Genomic DNA, 19,776 nt, shown 5'->3' on the forward strand with positions numbered 1-19,776 from the left:
GGAAGAATGACGAAGCGACTCACGGCTTTTTACTGGATGACCGTGCCTGCTGTTATCTTGTTTTTCATCTTCATGACGCTGCCGGCCTTGCAGGGCGTTTATTATTCGTTCACCAACTGGAACGGCTTCGGCAAGCATTACGACTTTGTCGGCTTCAAAAATTACGTCAATATTTTCACGGATAACAATGTGGGCAATGCCTACTGGTTCACGTTCAAATTTGCGATCGTCACCACGATCCTGATCAATATACTGAGCCTTTTGATTGCGCTCGGACTCAATGCGAAGATCAAGTTCAGAAACTTTTTCCGCGGCATTTACTTTTTGCCGAATATTTTGAGCGTGCTGATCGTCGGGTATATTTTCAACTATCTCTTTTCAAACGTCTTTACGATCTGGGGCAAAAACTCAGGTATCAGCGCCTTCTCAACCAATATTCTCGGCAACGAAAATCTGGCCTGGATCGGAATCGTCATCGTGGCGGTGTGGCAGGGGATTGCGTTCAACACGATTCTGTACCTGGCCGGACTGCAGACCATCCCGACCTCTCTATATGAAGCGTCCAATCTGGACGGGGCCAGCCGCTGGCAGGAGTTTTGGAAAATCACGTTCCCGCTGATCGCGCCGTTCTTCACCATCAACATGGTGCTCGCGATGAAAAACTCGCTGATGGTCTTCGACCAGATCATTGCCTTGACGAACGGCGGACCGGGCCGGGCGACGCAGTCGATTTCGCATCTGATCTATACCGGCGGCTTCCAGGGCGGGGAATTTGCCTACCAATCCGCGAACTCGGTCATTTATTTCATCGTGATTGCCGTCATCTCGGTGCTGCAGCTTAAATTCCTCCAGGGAAGGGAGACGGATATGTAATGCGAACGAAAACCAACTGGCTTGTCCTGATCCTGATTGCCGTCGGCACGATTCTGATTTTATTCCCGCTGTACATGACGCTTACGATCGCGCTGAAAAATCCGGAGGAAATGACGCGCTCGGTCTTCGCCATTCCGACGACATTCCACTGGGAGAACTTCCGGAATGCCGTGAACATGACGCACTTCTTTCAGGCGTTCCGCAACAGCGCACTCGTGACCTTGTGCACGGTGGTGCTGACGCTGCTGACCAATTCGCTGGTGGCTTACGCCATCGCCCGGAACATGAACCGGAAGTTTTTTAAAGGGTTGTATTTTTACTTTATCAGCGCGATGTTCATCCCGTTTCCGATCATCATGCTCCCGATCGTCAAGCTGACCTCGGCGCTGCATATGACCAATCTCGTGGGCCTGACGATTCTGCATACGGTGTACGCGCTGGCGTTTAACGTTTTCGTCTACGTCGGCTATATCCGCTCGATTCCGGTCGCGCTGGAAGAGGCGGCTACAGTAGACGGAGCGGGCACGTGGGGCACGTTCTGGCGCATCATTTTCCCGCTGATGGGTCCGATCAATGCCACGGTCGGCATTCTGATCTGCCTGTCGACGTACAACGACTTCCTGCTCCCGCTGATCATTATCAGCGACCAGAATTCGTATACGCTGCCGCTGGTGCAGTATATTTTCCAGGGACAGTTCAATACCGACTTCAACCTGGCCTTCGCTTCATACCTGATGGCGATGCTGCCGATGATTATTATCTATCTGTTCGCGCAGAAGTGGATCATCAACGGGGTGACACAGGGGGCGGTGAAGTAGATTTTAATTTTGAGGGGTACCCCGGTGGCTGCCAGCTGCTGGGATACCCCTTTTGTGTTCTGAGGCGTCGCCTCGTCCTCTACGCTGCTTCGTGCGTATTTCCGCATTCCGATCAGAGCAGAAGAAGAATGTCTTTTTAGATTGTAAATGTTACTCCAGCTCTTTGTCTGGCTTGCTGCCGCTGCCCGCAGAAGAGGATCTGCTCCGTAAACGTCTGAAAATCTTTTCTTTGTTTTTCTTCAGCAGCACAAACAGGGTGATCAGCACCGCCAGCACGACCATCGTGGCCGCAAAATACCGGGAGGCGACATGCAGCAGCTGCTCGATGTTCGGGCCAAAGATTTTGCCGACCGAGACATATACCAGCACCCATGCCAGGCCGCCGATATAGTTCAGCACGAAAAAGGTGCGCTGCGGCACTTTCAGCACGCCGGAGACGTACCCGGTGAAATGACGCAGTCCCGGCACGAAGTAGCTGATCAGAATCAGCTTGTTGCCGTATTTGCCGAACCATGCCGTCACCTTCGCGAGGCGCGCCTGGTTCAGTAATACGTATTTTCCGTACTGCTCAAGAAAAGGCGTTCCCAGCCTGTAGCCGACGAAATACGTAATCGTTGTGCCGATAATGGCACCGATATACGAGTAGAAAATGATAAAGGGAATATGAAAATTGCCTAGCGAGGACATGTGGCCGGAAATCGCCATCGCAAGCTCACCCGGGAAGGGGAGGGCCAGCGATTCCGAAAATAAACCGAAAAACAGCACTAAATAGCCGTATTGTTCAAAGAGATTGCTCATCCATTCCATGCGTATGCTCCTTTACCGGGGGGACTGTATCATGATACGCATCCCACGCCTGTTCATAGATCCATCAGAATACATGATTTCTGGAATCAAAACCTGCATTTTGTTCCATTCTAAAGAAATCAGCACCGGGCCGAAACTGACCGAAGGCTAGGATGGAACTGGACCTTGGTCGTGCAGCAGGTGCTGCTTTGTTATTGATTTAGACGACCGGGGGAGGTTCATCCCTGCAGGGGAATAGAAACACGGGTCATATAGTCATACATCCAAGAACACTGGCTAGGAGGATGGACATGTTTTTTTTGCCAAAAAGAGTAGTTGCGTTGCTGATACTTCTGTTCTTTACCTGTGCGGAGAATGATTGGGTTCAGGCTTCCGCCGATCCGAAGAGTGATAGGGAGAAGGAGGCCGAAGCTCTTTACCGTCAGTACGGCTACACCTCGGTCGAAAAAGCCAAGGCGGACTGCGAAAAAAAATTCGGCTCAACCATGCCGCTGCCCCGCAGTAAGCCGAAAGTCTCCTTTACCCACGCATATGGCCGATGCAATTTTAACGAGAAAGATCCGATGAACAATGAGCTGGAATTGGAATATATCCATATGCATCAGAGCGGCCATCATTACAAGGTAGAAGTGAGGCCTGTCGAATATAAAATTCGAAGTTCATATCCCGAACGTATGCGGACGGTTTCTCTTCACAACGGCTCCAAGGCAGAGTTCTGGATAACTCCGGGTATAAGAGGGTTCTATGTTCTGTTCTTCGATAAATACCAATGGCAGTATATTGTCAGTGTGGACAAACGAATCGGGACGAATACCCCCGAAAAGCTGCTGACGGAAATCGCCGATTCGCTGGAGTAGTCAGGCAGACTTCAACGGATATGAACGCAAAAAGGACCCTCCTTCGAGGGTCCCTGATGTGATGACCGATTTTTCACGATCATTCGACGGGTTACTTATTGGTCCCGTGCTGCTTTGTCGGCAGCTGGGAGTTCGGCTGGCCTTTGCCGTAATGCTCCTGGTTCTTGCGCTGCTTTTCCTGCTGCTCGTGGACTTTCTCCACAAATTCATGCGTGTTGTCCGTCATCCGTGCTCAATCCTCCTTCGTCATCGAAAATGGCATTCCTTGTTACGATGTCCGAATTCGGCGGCTTGGATTCATGCGGGAGAGAGGCATTCCTCCACAAACTGAAGCACTTCCGCCCGGATCGGAACCAGGCCCTGCTGCGCGGAGGCCGGATCTTTCCGAAGCTCCCAGAACTTGTCCATCAGTTCCCGGTCGCCGCCGAAGGTCAGCATGGACAGCCGCTCGATCTCGTCCGCGATGGCTTGTCCCTCCGCCGATGCCGGCGCGATTCCCTCCTTCAGGCACTGCTCGATCCGGGCGATGACCCGTACCCATTCGCGCGTCGCCTCATCGCTATTTTCCAGCCTCGGCATGCGCTCCTTCAGAACCGCGAGTTCCTTTTCGTCAAAATATTCCTCCCAGCTTACCGTCCGTTCCTTGGATTGCTTCACGAGCGGCAGCAGCGCCTCCCAGCGGATTTCGCCTTCCGCCTCCAGCAAATTCAGCAGTGAGTTCGTGTTGTTCAAGCTCTCCTGTAGCTGCGCCTGCTGCTGCCTCAAATGCTTTTGATGCGCTTCCAGCAGTTGACCGATGGACAGCTCGTCCAGCAGCCGCCGGATATCGGCGAGCGGCAGCGAGAGGGATTTCAGCAGTGATATTTTTTCCAGCCGCAGCAGGTCTTCGTCGGTATACATGCGTCTGCCGCCAGCCTCTTTTTTGCTGGGGCCCGCGAGCCCGATCTGGTCGTAATAGCGGATCGTGCGCACGGATATGCCGAGTTTGCCGGCCGCTTGTCCGGTGGTCCATTCATGATTCATAGTTAGTTCATCCTCTTTTTCCTGAAATGATGCTTGCAGGTTACGCTGCGTTACCTTGTAGACTACTCCCTATCGATAGAAAAAGCACGAACAACCATAGGGGGTATACAAAACATGAATGATGCAAAAAACAACTTTTGGCGCAAGGATCCGTGGTCGTACAAGGAGCTGCTGGCCATGCTGGCGTTGGTCTTTCTCCTCGTACCTTGGCTTATTGAGAATCACGTACAAGCTCGGCTGCAGCAATTTTTTCATCATGATTTATACGCAGGGACACTTACCGGGCTGATCATGGGCATCGTGTTTACGGCAGGGGTGTACTGGATTGCGCTCGTTCCGAAAAAAAAGAGCTTGTCCGCCGTCGGCATGCGCCCTTTCCCGGCACGTTACTGGATCTTCGTCGGATTGTGGTCCCTTGCCGTGTTGGCGTCTGCCGTGCTGATCCTGCTCGTGATGTCCTGGTTTGGGGGAAGCTATGAAAACGATAAGACAGAAAGCATTCAGAGCCAGGTTTCCGCATTCAGCATCCTCATCGGCATCTTGTCCGCGGGCGTCGTTTCGCCGGTATATGAGGAAATATTTTATCGTGGTTTCCTGTACCGCTGGTTCCGGACGCGCATGGGAAAGGGATGGGGCTTGATTCTCAGCTCGGCGGTGTTCACGGCGGCGCACATTCCCACCTACAATACCCTTGCCCTCAATTTCGTGAGCGGGCTGATTTTCGCATGGACGTATGAGAGAACGCATTCCATTCTTCCCGGCATTCTCATCCACGGATTGACAAATACGATCGCGGTTCTGCTGACCGCATTTGCATAAATTGTATACATTTTTTTGCATGAAGTCACGGTGCGGACAGGCTGTAATCCTTGCGATTACGGCCTTTTTGGCTTGTTATTAGTTTTGTGTCAAACCCCGGAATCCTTGATTTAATTCACTTTTAGCGGTTGACAATCCCTGGTCAGCTGGTAGAATGATAACTAAATCGATCTAAATGAGAATGAGTATCATTCTTAATATATGTAGTTTTATGCATATAAACTGGATGGATTGCAGCTAGCGTTTCCTTCGTTCAACTTATTATGGAAAGAGTCGAATTCCTTATGAAAATCAGGTACTTGTGGATAGCATTCATACTTTTATCGATCATATCCCTGTTCGTCGGAGTGAAAGACATTACGCCGTGGGATCTTATGCATCTGACTCCGGAACAGCAGCAGGTACTGTGGATCAGCCGGTTTCCGAGGCTTGTGAGCATTATTATCGCGGGTACCAGCATGAGTATTATCGGTCTGATTATGCAGCAGCTGACCCGCAACAAATTCGTCTCGCCAACGACGGCGGGAACGATGGATTCAGCAAGATTCGGCATTTTGGTGGCCATGATGCTGTTTTCCAATGCGACCACGCTGGAGAAGATGCTGATCGCCTTCGTATTCGCGCTGCTGGGTACCTTCATTTTCATGCGGATTCTTGACAAGGTGAAGTTCAAGGATACGATTTTCATTCCGCTGGTGGGACTGATGTTCGGCAATATCGTCAGCTCGATCACAACCTTTTTTGCTTACAAAAACGATTTGATCCAGAACATGTCGGCCTGGCTGCAGGGAGACTTCTCTACCGTGCTGAAGGGACGCTACGAAATGCTCTACATCAGCATCCCGCTGCTGATCATCGCCTATCTGTACGCCAACCGCTTCACGATTGCGGGTATGGGCGAGGAATTCGCGGTTAACCTGGGGCTGAATTACAAAGCCGTCGTCAATATCGGTCTGGTGCTGGTTGCAGCGGTATCCTCGGTGGTCATTCTGACGGTCGGCACGATTCCGTTTCTCGGGCTGGTCGTTCCGAACATTGTCACGATGTACCAAGGCGACCATTTGAAGAAAAATCTCACGCATACCGCTCTGCTTGGAGCCGTGTTCGTCCTGTTCTGCGACATTTTGGGCCGGATCATCATTTTCCCGTATGAGATTTCAATCGGCCTCACGGTCGGCGTGCTGGGCAGCGCGATCTTTATTTTCCTACTCCTGAGAAGAAAGGCTTATGCGTCATGAAAAAAAAGCTGATTTTTCTATCCGTCATCGCGCTTGCGCTGATCGCCGTGTTCATGCTTATCCAGGCCGGCGGCCACTGGGATTACATTCTGCCCCGCAGAGGCAAAAAAGTGCTGGCGATGATCATTACAGGCGGGGCGATCGCTTTTTCCACCGTCGTATTCCAAACCATTACCAACAACCGCATCCTGACGCCGAGCATTATGGGACTCGATTCGCTGTATATGCTGTTCCAGACCTTCATGGTATACATATTCGGTTCCGCCAGTTTGAACATGATGGGGAAGAATGTGAATTTCATCATCTCGGTCGGCCTGATGGCGCTCTTCTCGATGGTCTTCTACAAGCTGCTGTTCAGGCGCGAAGGACAGAATATTTACTTCCTGCTCCTGCTCGGGCTGATCTTCGGCACCTTGTTCCAGAGCCTGTCAACGTTTATGGAGGTGCTGATCGACCCGAACGAATTCCAGATCGTGCAGGATAAAATGTTCGCGAGCTTCAACAACATCAACACCGAGCTGCTCGTGCTGTCGATCGTGCTGATGGCGGGTGTCGCGATTTATTTCGCGCGTTATGCCAAGTATCTCGATGTCATTGCTTTGGGAAAAGACCAGGCGGTCAACCTGGGCGTGGACTACGACAAGGTCGTCAAAAGAATGCTGGTCGTGGTGGCGATTCTGATCTCCATCTCGACGGCGCTGGTCGGTCCGATCACGTTCCTCGGCCTGCTCGTGGCCAACGTCAGCTACCAGTTCATGAAAACATTCAAGCATCACTTTCTCATCATCGGAGCCATGCTGCTCAGCGTCATTGCCCTTGTGGGCGGCCAGCTGCTGGTCGAGCGGGTCTTCACCTTCTCCACCACGCTGAGCGTCATCATCAATCTGGCCGGAGGAGTGTACTTCCTCTACCTGCTGCTAAAGGAGAGTAAATCGTCGTGATCGAGGTCAAAAATGCAACCAAACTGTACAATGGCAAGCCCGTCCTGGATGACGTATCCGTCTCCATCCGCAAAGGGAAAATCACGTCCTTTATCGGCGCAAACGGCGCAGGCAAGAGCACGCTCCTGTCCCTGATCAGCCGCCTGATCAAAAAGGACGGAGGCGACATCCTGATCGAAGGCGAGTCCGTCGACAAATGCAAGAGCAGCGATCTTGCGAAAAAAATATCGATCCTCAAGCAGGCCAACCATATCAACGTGAGGCTTACGATCCGCGAGCTGGTCAGCTTCGGGCGGTTCCCGTACTCGCAGGGCAAGCTGAAGCCGGAGGACTGGGCGTTCGTCGACGAGGCGATCCGCTATATGGAGCTGGAGGATCTGCAGCATCAGTATCTCGACCAGCTGAGCGGCGGCCAGCAGCAGCGCGCTTTTATCGCCATGGTCATCGCCCAGGACACCGAATACGTGCTCCTTGACGAGCCGCTGAACAACCTCGACATGAAGCACTCGGTGCAGATCATGAAGGTGCTGCGGCGCATGGTCGACGAGCTTGGCAAAACCGTCATTGCCGTCATTCACGACATCAACTTCGCATCGGTATATTCCGATGATATCGTGGCTCTCAAAGACGGGAGAGTCATTAAACAAGGACCCGCCGCGGAAATTATAGATTCCCCTGTACTGAAGCAGGTATACGGCATGGACATTCAGATCGAGACGATCAACGATCATCGCATCTGCATTTATTTCTCTTAAAAGCTTCTCCGGCAATATTAACTTTCGGTAATGATATGGGATGTGACGCCAGCATGCCAGGGCCCGGCAGCACGGCTTGCATCGCATAATTTTATAAAAAACTTTAAAGTGATTGAATTATTGCGCATAGGTAGCGTAGGGGACGGAATCGTTCTGAAGAAGCGCAGCGCTCACCTTTGTCTCCGGATTTCTACACCTTTTCAATGACAAATAAAGAAATCTGGAGACAACAGTGATCGGAAGAACGATCCGTCACCGGAGCGGCCGCCGTGCACGAAAGCGAGAACTTAAATAATATGATGAGGTGACCCCTGTGAAGAAAAGAAACATGCTCATGCTGATCCTATCCGCGATGCTGGTGCTAGTGCTGGCAGCCTGCGGTAACAATAACAAAGCGGCCGAAACGCCGGTGAAGGAAAGCGAAGCCAATGCGGCGTCCGCGGCCGAGTCCGAGGAACTGACCATCAAACATAAGCTTGGCGAAGCCAAAGTGAAAAAGAACCCGCAAAAGGTCGTTGTCTTCGACTTCGGCATTCTCGATACGCTGGATAAGCTTGGAGTTCCTGTGACAGGTGTGCCGCAGGCCAACATTCCGCCGTACCTGTCCAAATACGAAGATAAAGCCGCCTACAAAAACGTCGGCAGTCTGAAAGAGCCGGATTTCGAGGCAATCAACGCCCTGGATCCCGATCTGATTATCATCTCCGGACGGCAATCCGAAGCTTACGAAGAGCTGAATAAAATCGCACCAACCGTATTCCTCGGACTGGATACGACCAAGTTCATGGAATCGTTCAAAGAAAACATGAACACTGTCGGTCAAATTTTCGGCAAGGAAGCCGAGATTCAAACTGAGCTTGAAGCCATCGACAAGTCGATTGCTGAAGTGCATGACAAAGCGGCCGCTTCCGGCAAAAAGGCGCTGATCGTGCTTTCTAATGAAGGCAAGCTGAGCGCATACGGTCCAAATTCCCGTTTCGGCATCATCCATGACGTGCTTGGATTCGCCGCAGCGGACGACAAGATCGAAGTATCGACGCATGGTCAAAGCGTAACCTCCGAATATATCGCAGAGAAGAATCCTGATTATCTGTTCGTCGTGGACCGCGATGGCGCGGTGGCAACGGATAAGGACGGGGCAGCCGCCAAGAAAACGGTTGAAAACGAGCTTGTGAAAAACACGAACGCATCGAAAGACGGACATATCGTCTACCTGGATCCGAACTACTGGTACCTCTCCGGCGGCGGTCTGCTGTCTGTGCAGGAAATGGTGAAGGAAGTTGGAGAGAGCATCCAATAAGCTGCAATGAGCCGCAGTTTGGAAATCTCCTGCAGCATGATTCGTAATCCTGCATCAATGGGTCACAAAAGTGCATCGTCACAAAAGCGCATCACAAAAAAAGGCTGTCTGCCATCCGCGAGGGATGGCAGGCAGCCTTTGGTTTTTTCACAGGTTTTCTTGAAACGGGGACCTGACGCTTTCCTTGATTAAAACAAGTACTGCACCATGATCATATACAAAATCGTTCCGCCCCCGATGCTGAGCAGGAGATTATGCTTCCATTTATGGACGGCGATGACGAACAGGCTGGCCAGCAGCTCGGGTATGCCATAAGGCCAGGCGGAAGGGGAGACGGATTTGAAGCAATAAACGATGAGCATGCCGATAATCGCGAACGGCAGCACCTTGCCGAGATAGGCAACGAAGTCCGGAGTCTTCTTATGCGCCGGAAACACGAGAAACGGCAGGACGCGGGTCAGCAGCGTAGCGGCCGCGATGACGAGAATCGTTAAGGCGGCTTCCGTGGTGGATAGAACCATTATTCAGACTCCTTTGCATGCAATTTGCCTCTGAGAAGCGATAGGGAGACCAGGATGCCGGCCATGGCAAACAGAATAAAGCGGTCGGCTCCGAACAGGATCAGACAAAGGGCGGTGATGACGATGCCCAGCATGGCGGGCACATGATTCTTGGCCTGCTCCCACTGCTCCACGAAAATGACGATGAACAGCGCCGTCATCGCAAAATCGATGCCCGTCGAATTAAACGAAATGAGCGAGCCCGCAATATTGCCGATCAGCGAGCCGGCGATCCAGTAGCCCTGATTGAGGAGGGCGATGAAAAACATGAACCATTTCGGGTTTACATGATCAGGTGCCTTCACGGAGCTTAGCAGGGAAAACGTCTCGTCCGTTAACGAGAACATCATGTAGGGCTTCAGCTTTCCGAGCGCCTTGAACCGGTCCAGCATGGAGAGGCCGTAAAACAAGTGGCGCGCATTGACCATCAGCGTGATGAAAAAGGCAGCGGCAAGCTGAAAGGGGCTGACCAACAAGTTGATCGCAACGAACTGCATGGAGCCCGCATAGATGAGAAGGCTCATCATAAAAGCCCATGCGGCATTGAAGCCTTTGCTGTGCAAGAGGACGCCGAAGGCGATTCCGAGGAACAGATAGCCCATGAGGACGGGCAGCGTATAAGGGAAAGCGGTTTTGAGTGCGTTTCTTTTCATGATCTGATTCTCCTGGCTGTAGTCATCTATGGTAGTTGCTTGTCTGTTCAGTAGGGTTGATGCTAGTGTATCGCGATCATGTGGATTCGACAATTGAAACTTGGAGAGAACGCTTCATCGCAGGACGGCCGTATACCCGAATCCGGAAGATGCATTATAATAGAATGACCATATTGAACGGATCAGGGAGGAATAGAAGCAGTATGGCTTACCTGGAGTTTGACCCCAGCGATTATTCGGTTACGTTTCAATCGGACACCATTACGCTGCTGGCCAAGGAATATGCGCTGCTGCAGTTTCTCTACCGGCATGCTGGTCAGGCCTTTACGAGAGAGCAGCTGCTTGATCAGGTGTGGCCGATGGAGTATCCGGGCGAACGCACGGTGGACGATCATGTCTACCGGCTGCGCAAAAAGCTGAAGCGCTGGAGCGCGCGGATTCAGCTGGGTACCGTGCGGGGGCTCGGCTACAGCCTGGCGCTGAAGGGAGCGCCTGCGCTTGCGGTTCCGTCGCTGACGGACAGCGGACTTCAAAAGCAGATCCGGCAGCTGCTGGATACCTACCAGATGCTTGGCCAAAGCAAAGCCATGCTGGCGCTTGCCAATCAGCAGGAACTGCTGGGTGTGAGCATCGATTCGCTGCATTTGCAATTTTTGCGCTTTGTGCAGGCGGATCTGAAAGGTCTGATGCACGCCGCCGAAGCGGATGGGCCCGGCGTATTATATTGGCTGCTCGCATCGTATTATTCCTATTATCATGAGCCGCAGCAATGCCTGAAATATTTTGAGCATACGATTCAGGCGCGTATTCTCCCCTATGAAATGCACCGTGAGCTGGAGCTGCTTAATATATTGGGTCTGTATGCCGATAACGGCCGGACGGCGGAGGATTTGGAGCGCGTGCAGAAGGCTTACCGGGTGATCGACGGGCTGGACGGCGAGCTGGATAGCTTTAGGGTCCACATTGCGTCAGCCGAAATGTACATCCATCTCAAGGCAAAGGACGCGAAGGAAGCCGGTCGCTGCGCGGCGGCCATCGAAGCGATGCTTGCCGAAGCTCCCTACCTGCGCGAAATTTGCACCTATTATGGCCTGAAAGGGAGACTGCTGCTGCTTCAGGGGCGCCGTTCGGAAGCGGCGGCAGCCTTCGAGCACGGGCTTGTCGTCGGCGAAGAAGCGCATAACATGCCGCTGCTCGTGCATTCCATCATCGGGACGCTGGATTTTCTGGAGAACGTGCACCGTGATCCTTTGCTGCAGCGGAAGTTCCGTACACGGCTGAATGAGCTGGACCGGATCTATAATTTTACGGCGAATAAGCTGCCGATGGAGCAGTTGATCGAGCGGATTTTGGGTTCCGTCTGATATTCCTCTGATATTCCTCCGCTAGGATGAAGATATTCTGATTGCGGAGGAATGTTTATGTCCACGTTCACTTCATCATCCCCTTCAAGCCGGCGTCCGGCGTCCGTTTGGGCCAACAAGACGTTTACGCGCATGTTCACCGCTTACGCAATGGCGTCATTCGGCGAATGGTTCGACGCGTTTGCGATTGAAATTCTGGTGGCGTACCGCTGGCACGCCGATCCTTTCATGATTGCCCTCATCCCGGTGATGATGGCTCTGCCGGGAATCCTGCTCGGCTCCTTTGCCGGCGTGATCGCCGACCTGTGGAAAAAGGTCAACCTCATGATGCTGGCTGATGCGGCCGAGACGGTGCTTACCGTTCTGCTGCTGTTCGTTCCGAACATCTACTGGCTTCTACCCGTGCTGGTGCTTCGTTCCGCGGTGGGCGTCATTCGCGTTCCGGCGCATCAGGCGCTGACGCGCCAAGTGGTTCGGGAGGATCAGCTGCTGAAGGCTACCTCTTATAACGGATTGGTCAACCAGTTTTCCAAAATCGCCGGCCCCCTGCTAGGGGCAGTGGCTCTAACGGTAGTTTCGCCGCAAATGTGCATCTTGGTGAATGCCTTTACGCGTCTCTTTTCCGGCGTTCTGCTGTTTACCCTAAGGCACACCGACGAGAATGCGGCAGCCGCACCGAAGCCCGGGGAACCGCAGGGTCTGGGGAGCGGGGAAACAGATAAAACGGGCTTTATCCAATTGTGGAAGCAGGGATGGGGCGTGCTGCTGCAGCGCCGAATCCTGCTCAGCAGCTTTATCGTGAATCTGACGGTGCTGCTGGTCATCATGATGATTGATTTTCAATTCCCAACCTTATTCCGGGAAATTGCTCCGAACAACGAATCGCTGCTGGGATGGACGGTGTCGGCCACCGGCGTAGGAGCCGTCCTCACCATTCTGCTGCTGAACCGTCTGGGCAGCGTGCGTTACGGACTCGGCATCGGCGGCGGCGTGGCGCTGATTGGCGCAGCCTTTGGATTCATGGGGATGCTCGGCCCAGGCACGCCGGAAGCGTGGAGCCTTGTTCTTGGCTTTGTCATCGGCATCGGGAACGGCTTGACCATCGTGACGTATAACTACGTGCTGCAGAAGGAGACGCCTGAAGGCATGACAGGCCGGATCTTCGGCATTCAAAATACGTCTGCCAGCACGATCATGATCGCTGCGCCGTTAATGGGAGGCTTCCTGATCCAGAGCCTGGGCGTGAGCAAGGTTTTTATGATGCTGGGTTTCGCTATTCTCATTATTGGTTCCCTATGCCTGGCTTTACAGCGTGTGCTGTGGCCATCCGGGCAGGCGACAACGGCATCTCAAGAGTACCAAGAGGTTTCAGGCTGACCCGGGCTTCTCTCGATGTGAACGGGAGTTCATGTGCTGCTCGTTCCCGTTACAGAAGGAGATTGACAGATGTTTCCTTTCTCCTTTTAATAGAGATGAGGTGATGTAAAATGACAACCGCTTTACTCATCATTGATATGCAGATTGCGTTATTTTCTTATGAGAATGAACCCCTGTACAGGGATGAACAAGTGCTGGACAACATCCGTGTTTTGATAGAAAAGGCTCGCCGTGCCGGGTCACCGGTCATCTACGTGCAGCACTGCAGCCTAGAGGACGACGAGTTCCGGGAAGGCTGCGAGACGTGGCCGATTCACCCGCGGATTGCGCCGCTGGAGGACGATACCATCGTCAAAAAATATTCCTGGGACGCGTTCCACGGTACGCCGCTTCAGGAATACCTTCAAAAACTGGGAGTTCAGAATCTGGTGATTGCCGGGGGACAAACCGAGTTCTGCCTGGACACCACCTGCCGCAGAGCGTACAGCATGGGATACAAAAATAATATACTTGTACAGGATGCGCATACCACCCTGGACAGCAAGCTGATGACGGCCCCGCAGATCATCGCCCATCATGAGCATGTGCTTGGGGGAAGATTCGTGAAGCTGCAGCCGGCGTCAGAGGTTGCTTTCTCTTAACGCCTAACTTCTCGCCTTGTAAGTTGTCTTACTTATAGGCGGCTGCTTAAAGCAGTAGGAGGTGGGAAGGTCGTTTTGAATTGGTATAAAAGAATGGTTCTGTTTTTTGTACTGTATGTGGCCATGTCACTCTTGGTTTATTTGCTCGGTACGTATACATCGCCGGTTGTATTGATCGTGTGTTGGTTTTTGGCCGTGATCGCGTTTATGCTGATGGTGATGTATCTGATCGATCACTACTTTGTAAAATACAGGAAGAAATCGAGGGATTCAGGATGATCCGTTATCCGATATTGCGCGAGGGGGCCGTCATCGGCACCACGGCGCCCTCATCCGGCGTGGAGGAATCCATGCATGAACGAATCCGGGAGGCGAGCCGCCGCCTGGAAAGCGAAGGGTTCAGGGTTGTGGCCGGGGATACCGTCTGGACGCAGGCCAAGGCGAAATCCGCACCGGCCAAGGTACGGGCCGCGGAGCTGAACCGCATGCTGCGGGACGAAACGATCGATCTGATCGTGCCGCCATGGGGCGGCGAGCTGCTGATCGAGATTCTGGAGCATCTGAATTTCGATCAGCTGCCGGAAAAATGGATTCTCGGGTACTCCGATATCAGCCTGCTGCTGCTGGCGATCACGCTCAAGACAGGTCTGGCGACCGCCCACGGCACCAACCTGGTGGACTTGCGAGGCGAATATTCCGACGAAACGACCGCCATGTGGCGCACAGTGATGTCTACGGAAACGGGCGATTCGGTGGAGCAGCGTTCGTCGGCCTTGTATCAGAAGGAATGGCGGCACGATGCGCCATCGCCATGCGTGTTCCATTTGACGGAGCCGACCGTATGGCAAACGGCATCCGGCGGCAAGGTCAGCTTGAAGGGCCGCCTGCTGGGCGGCTGCATCGACGTGATCCGGCATGTGATCGGTACAAAGTATGGCGATGTCCGCCGTTTCCAGCAGGAGAGAATCGGCGGAGAGCCGATTCTCTGGTACCTGGAAAACTGCGAGATGAACATGGCCGATCAGCGCCGGTCACTGGTGCAGATGAAGCTGGCGGGCTGGTTCGATCACTGCTCCGGCCTGATGTTCGGGCGCAGCCCGGCGAACCGTCCGGTGGAAGGCTATACCGCCGAGGATATGTACCGCGAGCTGGAAGAGGAGCTGCAGGTGCCGGTGATCTATGATATCGACTGCGGACATGTGCCGCCGCAGATCACCTTGATCAACGGCGCATACGCCGAGGTTCAGGTGGAGAACGGGCAGGGACGGATTACGCAGTATTTTAAACCGTAAGCCATACGCAAGTGATGAAGCGAAACGCCGCTGGATCATCCGATCCGGCGGCGTTTTTCTTGTTTAAAACGGAATCTTAAAAAATCACAAGCCGCATCAACGAAAACCATGCATCTTCTTCCTTTTGGACAGTAGTATAGAGTCAAAGGCATTATGTACATAAGGAGGCGATGCAGCTTATGACAACAGGCAAAGGAAGCTTCATGACCAACATTGGCAAGTGGGAAGACGCCGAACCCGGCGTCATTCGCAAAATCATGCGCCCGGGTGAAGCCCTGATGATGATGGAGGTCCATTTTGAAGAAGGAGCGGAAGGCTATGAGCATGCTCATCCGCATGAACAGATGTCCTACTGTCTGAAGGGCAAGGTCGAATTCACCGTTGAGGGGGATAAGACCGTCATTTCCGCTGGCGAAACCATTGTGATCCCGGGCGGTGCCAGACACAGCGCCAAAGCACTGGCGCCGAGCGCGCTGCTGGACTGCTTTACGCCTGTGCGCGAGGACCTGATTCGGAGGTAGATTCAATCCTGTCATAGCGAAGTCCCTTGAAGGGGCTTCTTTTCTGTTTTCATTCTAAAATGAAGCAAAAACGCCTGCTTCCCTTGAAAATATGTTAGTATTTGGAAAGGTGATTATCCTGAGAATCAATGTTAGTACCGAGGGGGAGATGCGAATTGATAGAAACAGCGGGAGCTTCAAAGGAACGCGTAATATCCATCCGCAATTTGGAGATGAGCTACGGAAGCAAGCCGATTTTGAAGGGCATTGATCTGGATGTATATGAGGGGCAAATTATCGGCTATATCGGTCCAAACGGCGCGGGCAAAAGCACGACGGTCAAAATCATGCTCGGCCTGATCGAAGGCTACCAGGGTGAAGTCCATATTTTCGGCCGGGATATCGCGGATGGCGATATGGAATACAAGCGGCGGATTGGTTATGTGCCGGAGGTGGCCGAGCTGTACGACAGCCTGACCGCGCAGGAATATTTGTCATTCGTAGGTGAGCTGTACGGGCTCACGCAGCGGAAGGCTGACCATAAGGCCAGGCGGCTGATGGCCAAATTCGGGCTGGAGGAGGTATACTTCGACCGGATTTCCTCGTTCAGCAAAGGCATGCGGCAGAAGGTGCTTTTGATCTCTAGCCTGCTGCATAACCCTGACATTCTGTTTCTGGATGAACCGCTTAGCGGTCTGGATGCGAACAGCGTCATGATCGTGAAGGAGATTTTGTCGGCGCTTGCGGCTGAAGGCAAAACGATCTTTTATTCGTCGCATATTATGGACGTCGTGGAGAAAATCAGCAGCCGCATTCTCCTGCTGAACGGAGGGCAAATTGTCGCCGACGGCAGCTTCGAAGAGCTGCGGGAACAGTCGCATGAACGCTCGCTGGAGCAGATCTTCAACGATCTGACGGGATTCCATGAATACAAGGATGTGGCGTCGTCGTTCGTGTCGATCGTCCAGGAGGTGTAGCGAATGGGTACAATCCGTTGGTTGCGGATTCTCGATCCGCTGCGGGGGTTATTCGAGAGGTTCGGCGTCGATTATGCGATGATGTGCAGAATTTTGGAGATCAAGCTGCTGATGGATGGGCGCCGGGCACCGACGATTATCCAGAGATCCGGGAAAAACGCGGATCCCGATGCGTTGTCCAACCAGTTCATCAAATCGCTCTGGATTTACGTGCTGCTCAGTGTCGTACTGCTGCCGATTATAGCCATGAAAATCAATTTGATGTTCCAGATGAGTCTCGTATTCGGCATTCTGATGTTCATGGTCACCACGTCCATGATTTCCGATTTTTCCTCGGTCATCCTGGATGTCCGCGACCGCAACATTTTATTTTCCAAGCCGGTCCGGCGTCAAACGATCAATATGGCAAAAATACTGCATGTGATAATCTACCTGCTGCTGCTGACGGGTGCATTAACCCTCTTGCCGCTGTTGGTGGGGCTCTTCACGCATGGCCCTTTGTTTTTCCTGCTGTTTATCGTGGAGATCATCCTGATGGATTTGTTTATCGTAGCGCTGACGGCCGCGCTGTACTGGCTGGTGCTGCGCTTCTTCGACGGGGAGAAGCTGAAGGACATTATTAACTACGTTCAAATCGGACTGACGATCGGGATGACGGTCGGCTATCAGTTCATTTCAAGATTATTTAACCTGATGGATATGAACATCGCATTTGCCCCCAAATGGTGGGAGATTTTCATTTTTCCAGCCTGGTTTGCCTCACCTTTTGAATGGGTGCTGAGCGGCTCGGCCCATACATACATTATTCTGTTTTCGGTGCTTTCGGTTGTCGGACCGCTCGCAGCCATTTGGATGTACTCGCTGCTGATGCCTTCCTTTGAACGGAACCTGCAGAAGCTTGCCAGCCATCAGGCGCGGGGGAGAAAGAGCCGGACTGGGTGGAATGATCGGCTTAGCAAGTTGTTCTGCCGGGGGAACATCGAAAGGCTGTTCTTCCGCTTCTCCTGGGACATGATGGGACGGGAGCGGGATTTCAAGCTGAAGGTCTATCCGCAGCTCGGATTCTCCTTGATTTTTCCGTTTGTCTTCATGTTCAACATGCTTCATTCCAACAGCGGCTTTGCTGAGATGAGATCGGGCAGAAGCTTTTTGTTCCTGTATTTCTGCGCGCTGATGATTCCGACCGTCGTTCAGATGCTCAAGTATTCGGGTAACTCCAAGGGCGCATGGATCTACCAGACGGCCCCGCTAACGAATAGCATACCGGTCTATAAGGGGACTTTGAAGGCGATGATCGCCAGACTGTTCGGACCGGTGTTCGTGTTCCAGGCTATTGTTTTTCTGTTTATTTTCGGGGCGAGAATCATTCCCGATCTTATCGTCATTCTGCTTAGCGTGCTGCTGTATACGATGCTCAGCTTTATGGTGTTCGAAAAAGAGCTGCCGTTCTCCGTGCCTTTTCAGAGCGTCCAGTCCGGCAATGCCTTGATCTTTTTCGGAATGATGCTGCTGCTTGGCGTACTGGCTGGAGCGCATTTGGGATTTACCTTTTTGGCATACGGAAAGTACCTGTGGATGCTGGTGCTGCTGGTTCTGAACCTGATCGCGTGGAAGCTGGCGTTCCGCCAGGTGCGTTCAGACCGGCTCCAGCGTTTGTGAATCCATGCAAAGGATCCCCCTTGACGGGGGATCCTTTTTTTATTACGGGATGTTTTATGTCCTATTTAGGCATAGAGAGAAGCGAGCCGGGAAGCCGTCTGACTCCAGGTAAAGCGCTGCAGGACGATATGACGCCCGGCTTCACCCTGGGAGTTTCGGAGTTGGCTGCTTTTGCTCAGACGGACCAAATATTCTGCAAAATGCTCGGGACGGTGGTATGCGTCCACCAGATACCCGCTTTTCCCATGCATGACAATCTCAGGGATCCCGCCGATTCGGGAAGCGATGACGGGCAACCCGGATGCCATGGCTTCGACGTTGACCAGCCCGAAGGCTTCATGCTTTTGGGAGGGGCATACAAAGCAGTCCGCCATGCGGTACATGCGGTGAATGTTCTTATGGCTGATTTTCCCGGCCCAGATGACGGATATACCCAGCTTTGCGGCTTGAGCACGCAGCTGCTTCATATAGAGGCTACTGCCTTTTCCGGCAATCACTAGCTTCATAGGGGTTTCCTTGCCGGCGATGTGCATCGCTTTGAGCAAGACGGGAATTCCTTTCCGGGGAATGACACGGCCGACGAAGAGAACGGTAAACCGGCTGCCGATACCGTATTTGCTTTTGGCAGCGGCGTGTTCTGCGGCGGTGGGAGGGCGGAATCGGCCGACATCTACACCAAGCTCGGCCGTGCGGATTTTGTGTGATTGAGCTGGAAACCGGCTGGATAGCTTGTGCTTCAGGGAAGCACTGTTCGCAATAATTAGGTCTGCATGCTTCATGCTGGCCGCAACATGGCTCGTAAGCGGTACGAAAGTCAGGGAGTGCAGAAAAAGAGTTACCTTCGTGTGCGGCAGAGCCCTTTTGATAGCCGCCATATAATGGGGACGATTGTCCACTTGAATAACGTCATACGATTTCCCGCGCAGGTAGCGAAGCACGGATGAAAGATAGACTTTTGAACTTCCCGAGCGCACCCGGATGATATGAACGCCTCCTTCCCAGCTGTTTGCGGGAAGTCCGGATGAAGCTCTGCTGATGACGGTTACTTGATGCTGTTTCGCAAGCTGTTTGGCAATGGCAAGGATGCAAATCTCGACCGAACCGTTACCGGGAACGGGGATTTGCTCGGGGGCTACGATCAACAGTTTCAACATGTCTTCCTCCGATCCGTTAGGAGCCTTTTTGATGATTCTCTACTCTACTTGTATGCTAACCTCCGAAAGAAAGTATAGTCTTTCATCCGTATAGGCCGCCTATCCTTGCGAATAGGGTCACAGCAGCCTGTTCCGTGGAAAAAAACGAGCATAAGCTGTACAGACTGA

General features: G+C 52.7%; 22 protein-coding genes. 16 read left to right on the top strand and 6 right to left on the bottom strand.

Annotation, left to right across the window (positions count from 1 at the left end):
* Positions 1-6: 6 nt before the first annotated feature.
* The gene (locus PCH05_RS05145) at positions 7-873 is read left to right on the top strand and encodes a carbohydrate ABC transporter permease (protein ID WP_127601297.1); all 867 of its coding nucleotides are present in this window, start codon (positions 7-9) and stop codon (positions 871-873) included.
* Complete coding sequence (locus tag PCH05_RS05150; RefSeq protein ID WP_127601298.1) at positions 873-1,691, top strand: carbohydrate ABC transporter permease; 819 nt, start codon at positions 873-875, stop codon at positions 1,689-1,691. Before PCH05_RS05145 ends, PCH05_RS05150 begins: the two co-directional genes overlap by 1 nt.
* Before the next feature lie 150 nt (positions 1,692-1,841).
* Here PCH05_RS05150 and PCH05_RS05155 read toward each other — a convergent pair whose 3' ends face one another.
* Entirely contained in the window at positions 1,842-2,498 is a 657-nt protein-coding gene (locus PCH05_RS05155; RefSeq protein WP_127601299.1) for a DedA family protein, read from the bottom strand.
* 290 nt (positions 2,499-2,788) lie between these two features.
* Here PCH05_RS05155 and PCH05_RS05160 point away from each other — a divergent pair, with 290 nt between their 5' ends.
* Entirely contained in the window at positions 2,789-3,355 is a 567-nt protein-coding gene (locus PCH05_RS05160; RefSeq protein WP_127601300.1) for a hypothetical protein, read from the top strand.
* Between the two features lie 91 nt (positions 3,356-3,446).
* Here the strand turns inward: PCH05_RS05160 and PCH05_RS05165 are convergent, their stop codons facing one another.
* Positions 3,447-3,581, bottom strand: a complete 135-nt coding sequence (locus PCH05_RS05165) for a DUF4023 domain-containing protein (protein ID WP_127601301.1) — start codon at positions 3,579-3,581, stop codon at positions 3,447-3,449.
* 71 nt (positions 3,582-3,652) lie between these two features.
* A complete protein-coding gene (locus PCH05_RS05170; RefSeq protein ID WP_127601302.1) occupies positions 3,653-4,378 on the bottom strand; it encodes a MerR family transcriptional regulator in 726 nt (241 codons plus the stop codon).
* Between the two features lie 114 nt (positions 4,379-4,492).
* Between PCH05_RS05170 and PCH05_RS05175 the strand changes: the two genes are divergently transcribed.
* From PCH05_RS05175 to PCH05_RS05195, 5 genes are all read left to right on the top strand, one after another.
* Positions 4,493-5,197, top strand: a complete 705-nt coding sequence (locus PCH05_RS05175) for a CPBP family intramembrane glutamic endopeptidase (RefSeq protein WP_127601303.1) — start codon at positions 4,493-4,495, stop codon at positions 5,195-5,197.
* A 284-nt stretch (positions 5,198-5,481) separates the two neighbouring features.
* The gene (locus PCH05_RS05180) at positions 5,482-6,435 is read left to right on the top strand and encodes an ABC transporter permease (protein WP_127601304.1); all 954 of its coding nucleotides are present in this window, start codon (positions 5,482-5,484) and stop codon (positions 6,433-6,435) included.
* The gene (locus PCH05_RS05185) at positions 6,432-7,376 is read left to right on the top strand and encodes an iron chelate uptake ABC transporter family permease subunit (RefSeq protein WP_127601305.1); all 945 of its coding nucleotides are present in this window, start codon (positions 6,432-6,434) and stop codon (positions 7,374-7,376) included. The genes PCH05_RS05180 and PCH05_RS05185 overlap by 4 nt, the downstream gene beginning before the upstream one ends.
* Positions 7,373-8,131: an iron ABC transporter ATP-binding protein gene (locus PCH05_RS05190; RefSeq protein WP_127601306.1), complete on the top strand. Its 759-nt coding sequence runs from the start codon at positions 7,373-7,375 to the stop codon at positions 8,129-8,131. Before PCH05_RS05185 ends, PCH05_RS05190 begins: the two co-directional genes overlap by 4 nt.
* Before the next feature lie 328 nt (positions 8,132-8,459).
* On the top strand, positions 8,460-9,431 hold the full coding sequence (locus PCH05_RS05195; protein ID WP_127601517.1) for a siderophore ABC transporter substrate-binding protein: 972 nt from the start codon (positions 8,460-8,462) through the stop codon (positions 9,429-9,431).
* Positions 9,432-9,619: 188 nt separating this feature from the next.
* Here the strand turns inward: PCH05_RS05195 and PCH05_RS05200 are convergent, their stop codons facing one another.
* Positions 9,620-9,952, bottom strand: a complete 333-nt coding sequence (locus PCH05_RS05200) for a branched-chain amino acid transporter permease (protein ID WP_127601307.1) — start codon at positions 9,950-9,952, stop codon at positions 9,620-9,622.
* Complete coding sequence (locus tag PCH05_RS05205; RefSeq protein ID WP_127601308.1) at positions 9,952-10,644, bottom strand: AzlC family ABC transporter permease; 693 nt, start codon at positions 10,642-10,644, stop codon at positions 9,952-9,954. Before PCH05_RS05205 ends, PCH05_RS05200 begins: the two co-directional genes overlap by 1 nt.
* A 203-nt stretch (positions 10,645-10,847) precedes the next feature.
* Here PCH05_RS05205 and PCH05_RS05210 point away from each other — a divergent pair, with 203 nt between their 5' ends.
* The 8 genes from PCH05_RS05210 to PCH05_RS05245 all read left to right on the top strand — a co-directional run bounded on the left by PCH05_RS05210 (position 10,848) and on the right by PCH05_RS05245 (position 18,454).
* Entirely contained in the window at positions 10,848-12,008 is a 1,161-nt protein-coding gene (locus PCH05_RS05210) for a winged helix-turn-helix domain-containing protein (protein WP_164766547.1), read from the top strand.
* Between the two features lie 57 nt (positions 12,009-12,065).
* Positions 12,066-13,385: an MFS transporter gene (locus PCH05_RS05215; protein ID WP_127601310.1), complete on the top strand. Its 1,320-nt coding sequence runs from the start codon at positions 12,066-12,068 to the stop codon at positions 13,383-13,385.
* Positions 13,386-13,495: 110 nt separating this feature from the next.
* Positions 13,496-14,026: a cysteine hydrolase family protein gene (locus PCH05_RS05220; protein ID WP_127601311.1), complete on the top strand. Its 531-nt coding sequence runs from the start codon at positions 13,496-13,498 to the stop codon at positions 14,024-14,026.
* Positions 14,027-14,101: 75 nt separating this feature from the next.
* Positions 14,102-14,305, top strand: coding sequence for a hypothetical protein (locus PCH05_RS05225; RefSeq protein WP_127601312.1), 204 nt, complete (start codon positions 14,102-14,104; stop codon positions 14,303-14,305).
* Positions 14,302-15,318 carry a S66 family peptidase gene (locus PCH05_RS05230; RefSeq protein ID WP_127601313.1) on the top strand — a complete coding sequence of 339 codons (1,017 nt, stop codon included), beginning with the start codon at positions 14,302-14,304 and terminating at the stop codon, positions 15,316-15,318. The genes PCH05_RS05225 and PCH05_RS05230 overlap by 4 nt, the downstream gene beginning before the upstream one ends.
* A 203-nt stretch (positions 15,319-15,521) precedes the next feature.
* Positions 15,522-15,839 (top strand): cupin domain-containing protein, encoded by a 318-nt coding sequence (locus tag PCH05_RS05235; protein ID WP_127601518.1) that lies wholly within the window; start codon positions 15,522-15,524, stop codon positions 15,837-15,839.
* A 212-nt stretch (positions 15,840-16,051) separates the two neighbouring features.
* Complete coding sequence (locus tag PCH05_RS05240) at positions 16,052-16,795, top strand: ABC transporter ATP-binding protein (protein ID WP_246049384.1); 744 nt, start codon at positions 16,052-16,054, stop codon at positions 16,793-16,795.
* Between the two features lie 3 nt (positions 16,796-16,798).
* Positions 16,799-18,454, top strand: coding sequence for a hypothetical protein (locus tag PCH05_RS05245; protein WP_127601315.1), 1,656 nt, complete (start codon positions 16,799-16,801; stop codon positions 18,452-18,454).
* A gap of 65 nt (positions 18,455-18,519) precedes the next feature.
* Here the strand turns inward: PCH05_RS05245 and PCH05_RS05250 are convergent, their stop codons facing one another.
* Complete coding sequence (locus tag PCH05_RS05250) at positions 18,520-19,608, bottom strand: glycosyltransferase family 4 protein (protein WP_246049368.1); 1,089 nt, start codon at positions 19,606-19,608, stop codon at positions 18,520-18,522.
* Positions 19,609-19,776 lie beyond the last annotated feature (168 nt).

Origin of the sequence: Paenibacillus chibensis, assembly GCF_004001045.1 — a bacterium.
In the GTDB taxonomy this organism is placed as follows: Bacteria; Bacillota; Bacilli; order Paenibacillales; family Paenibacillaceae; genus Paenibacillus_AQ; species Paenibacillus_AQ chibensis.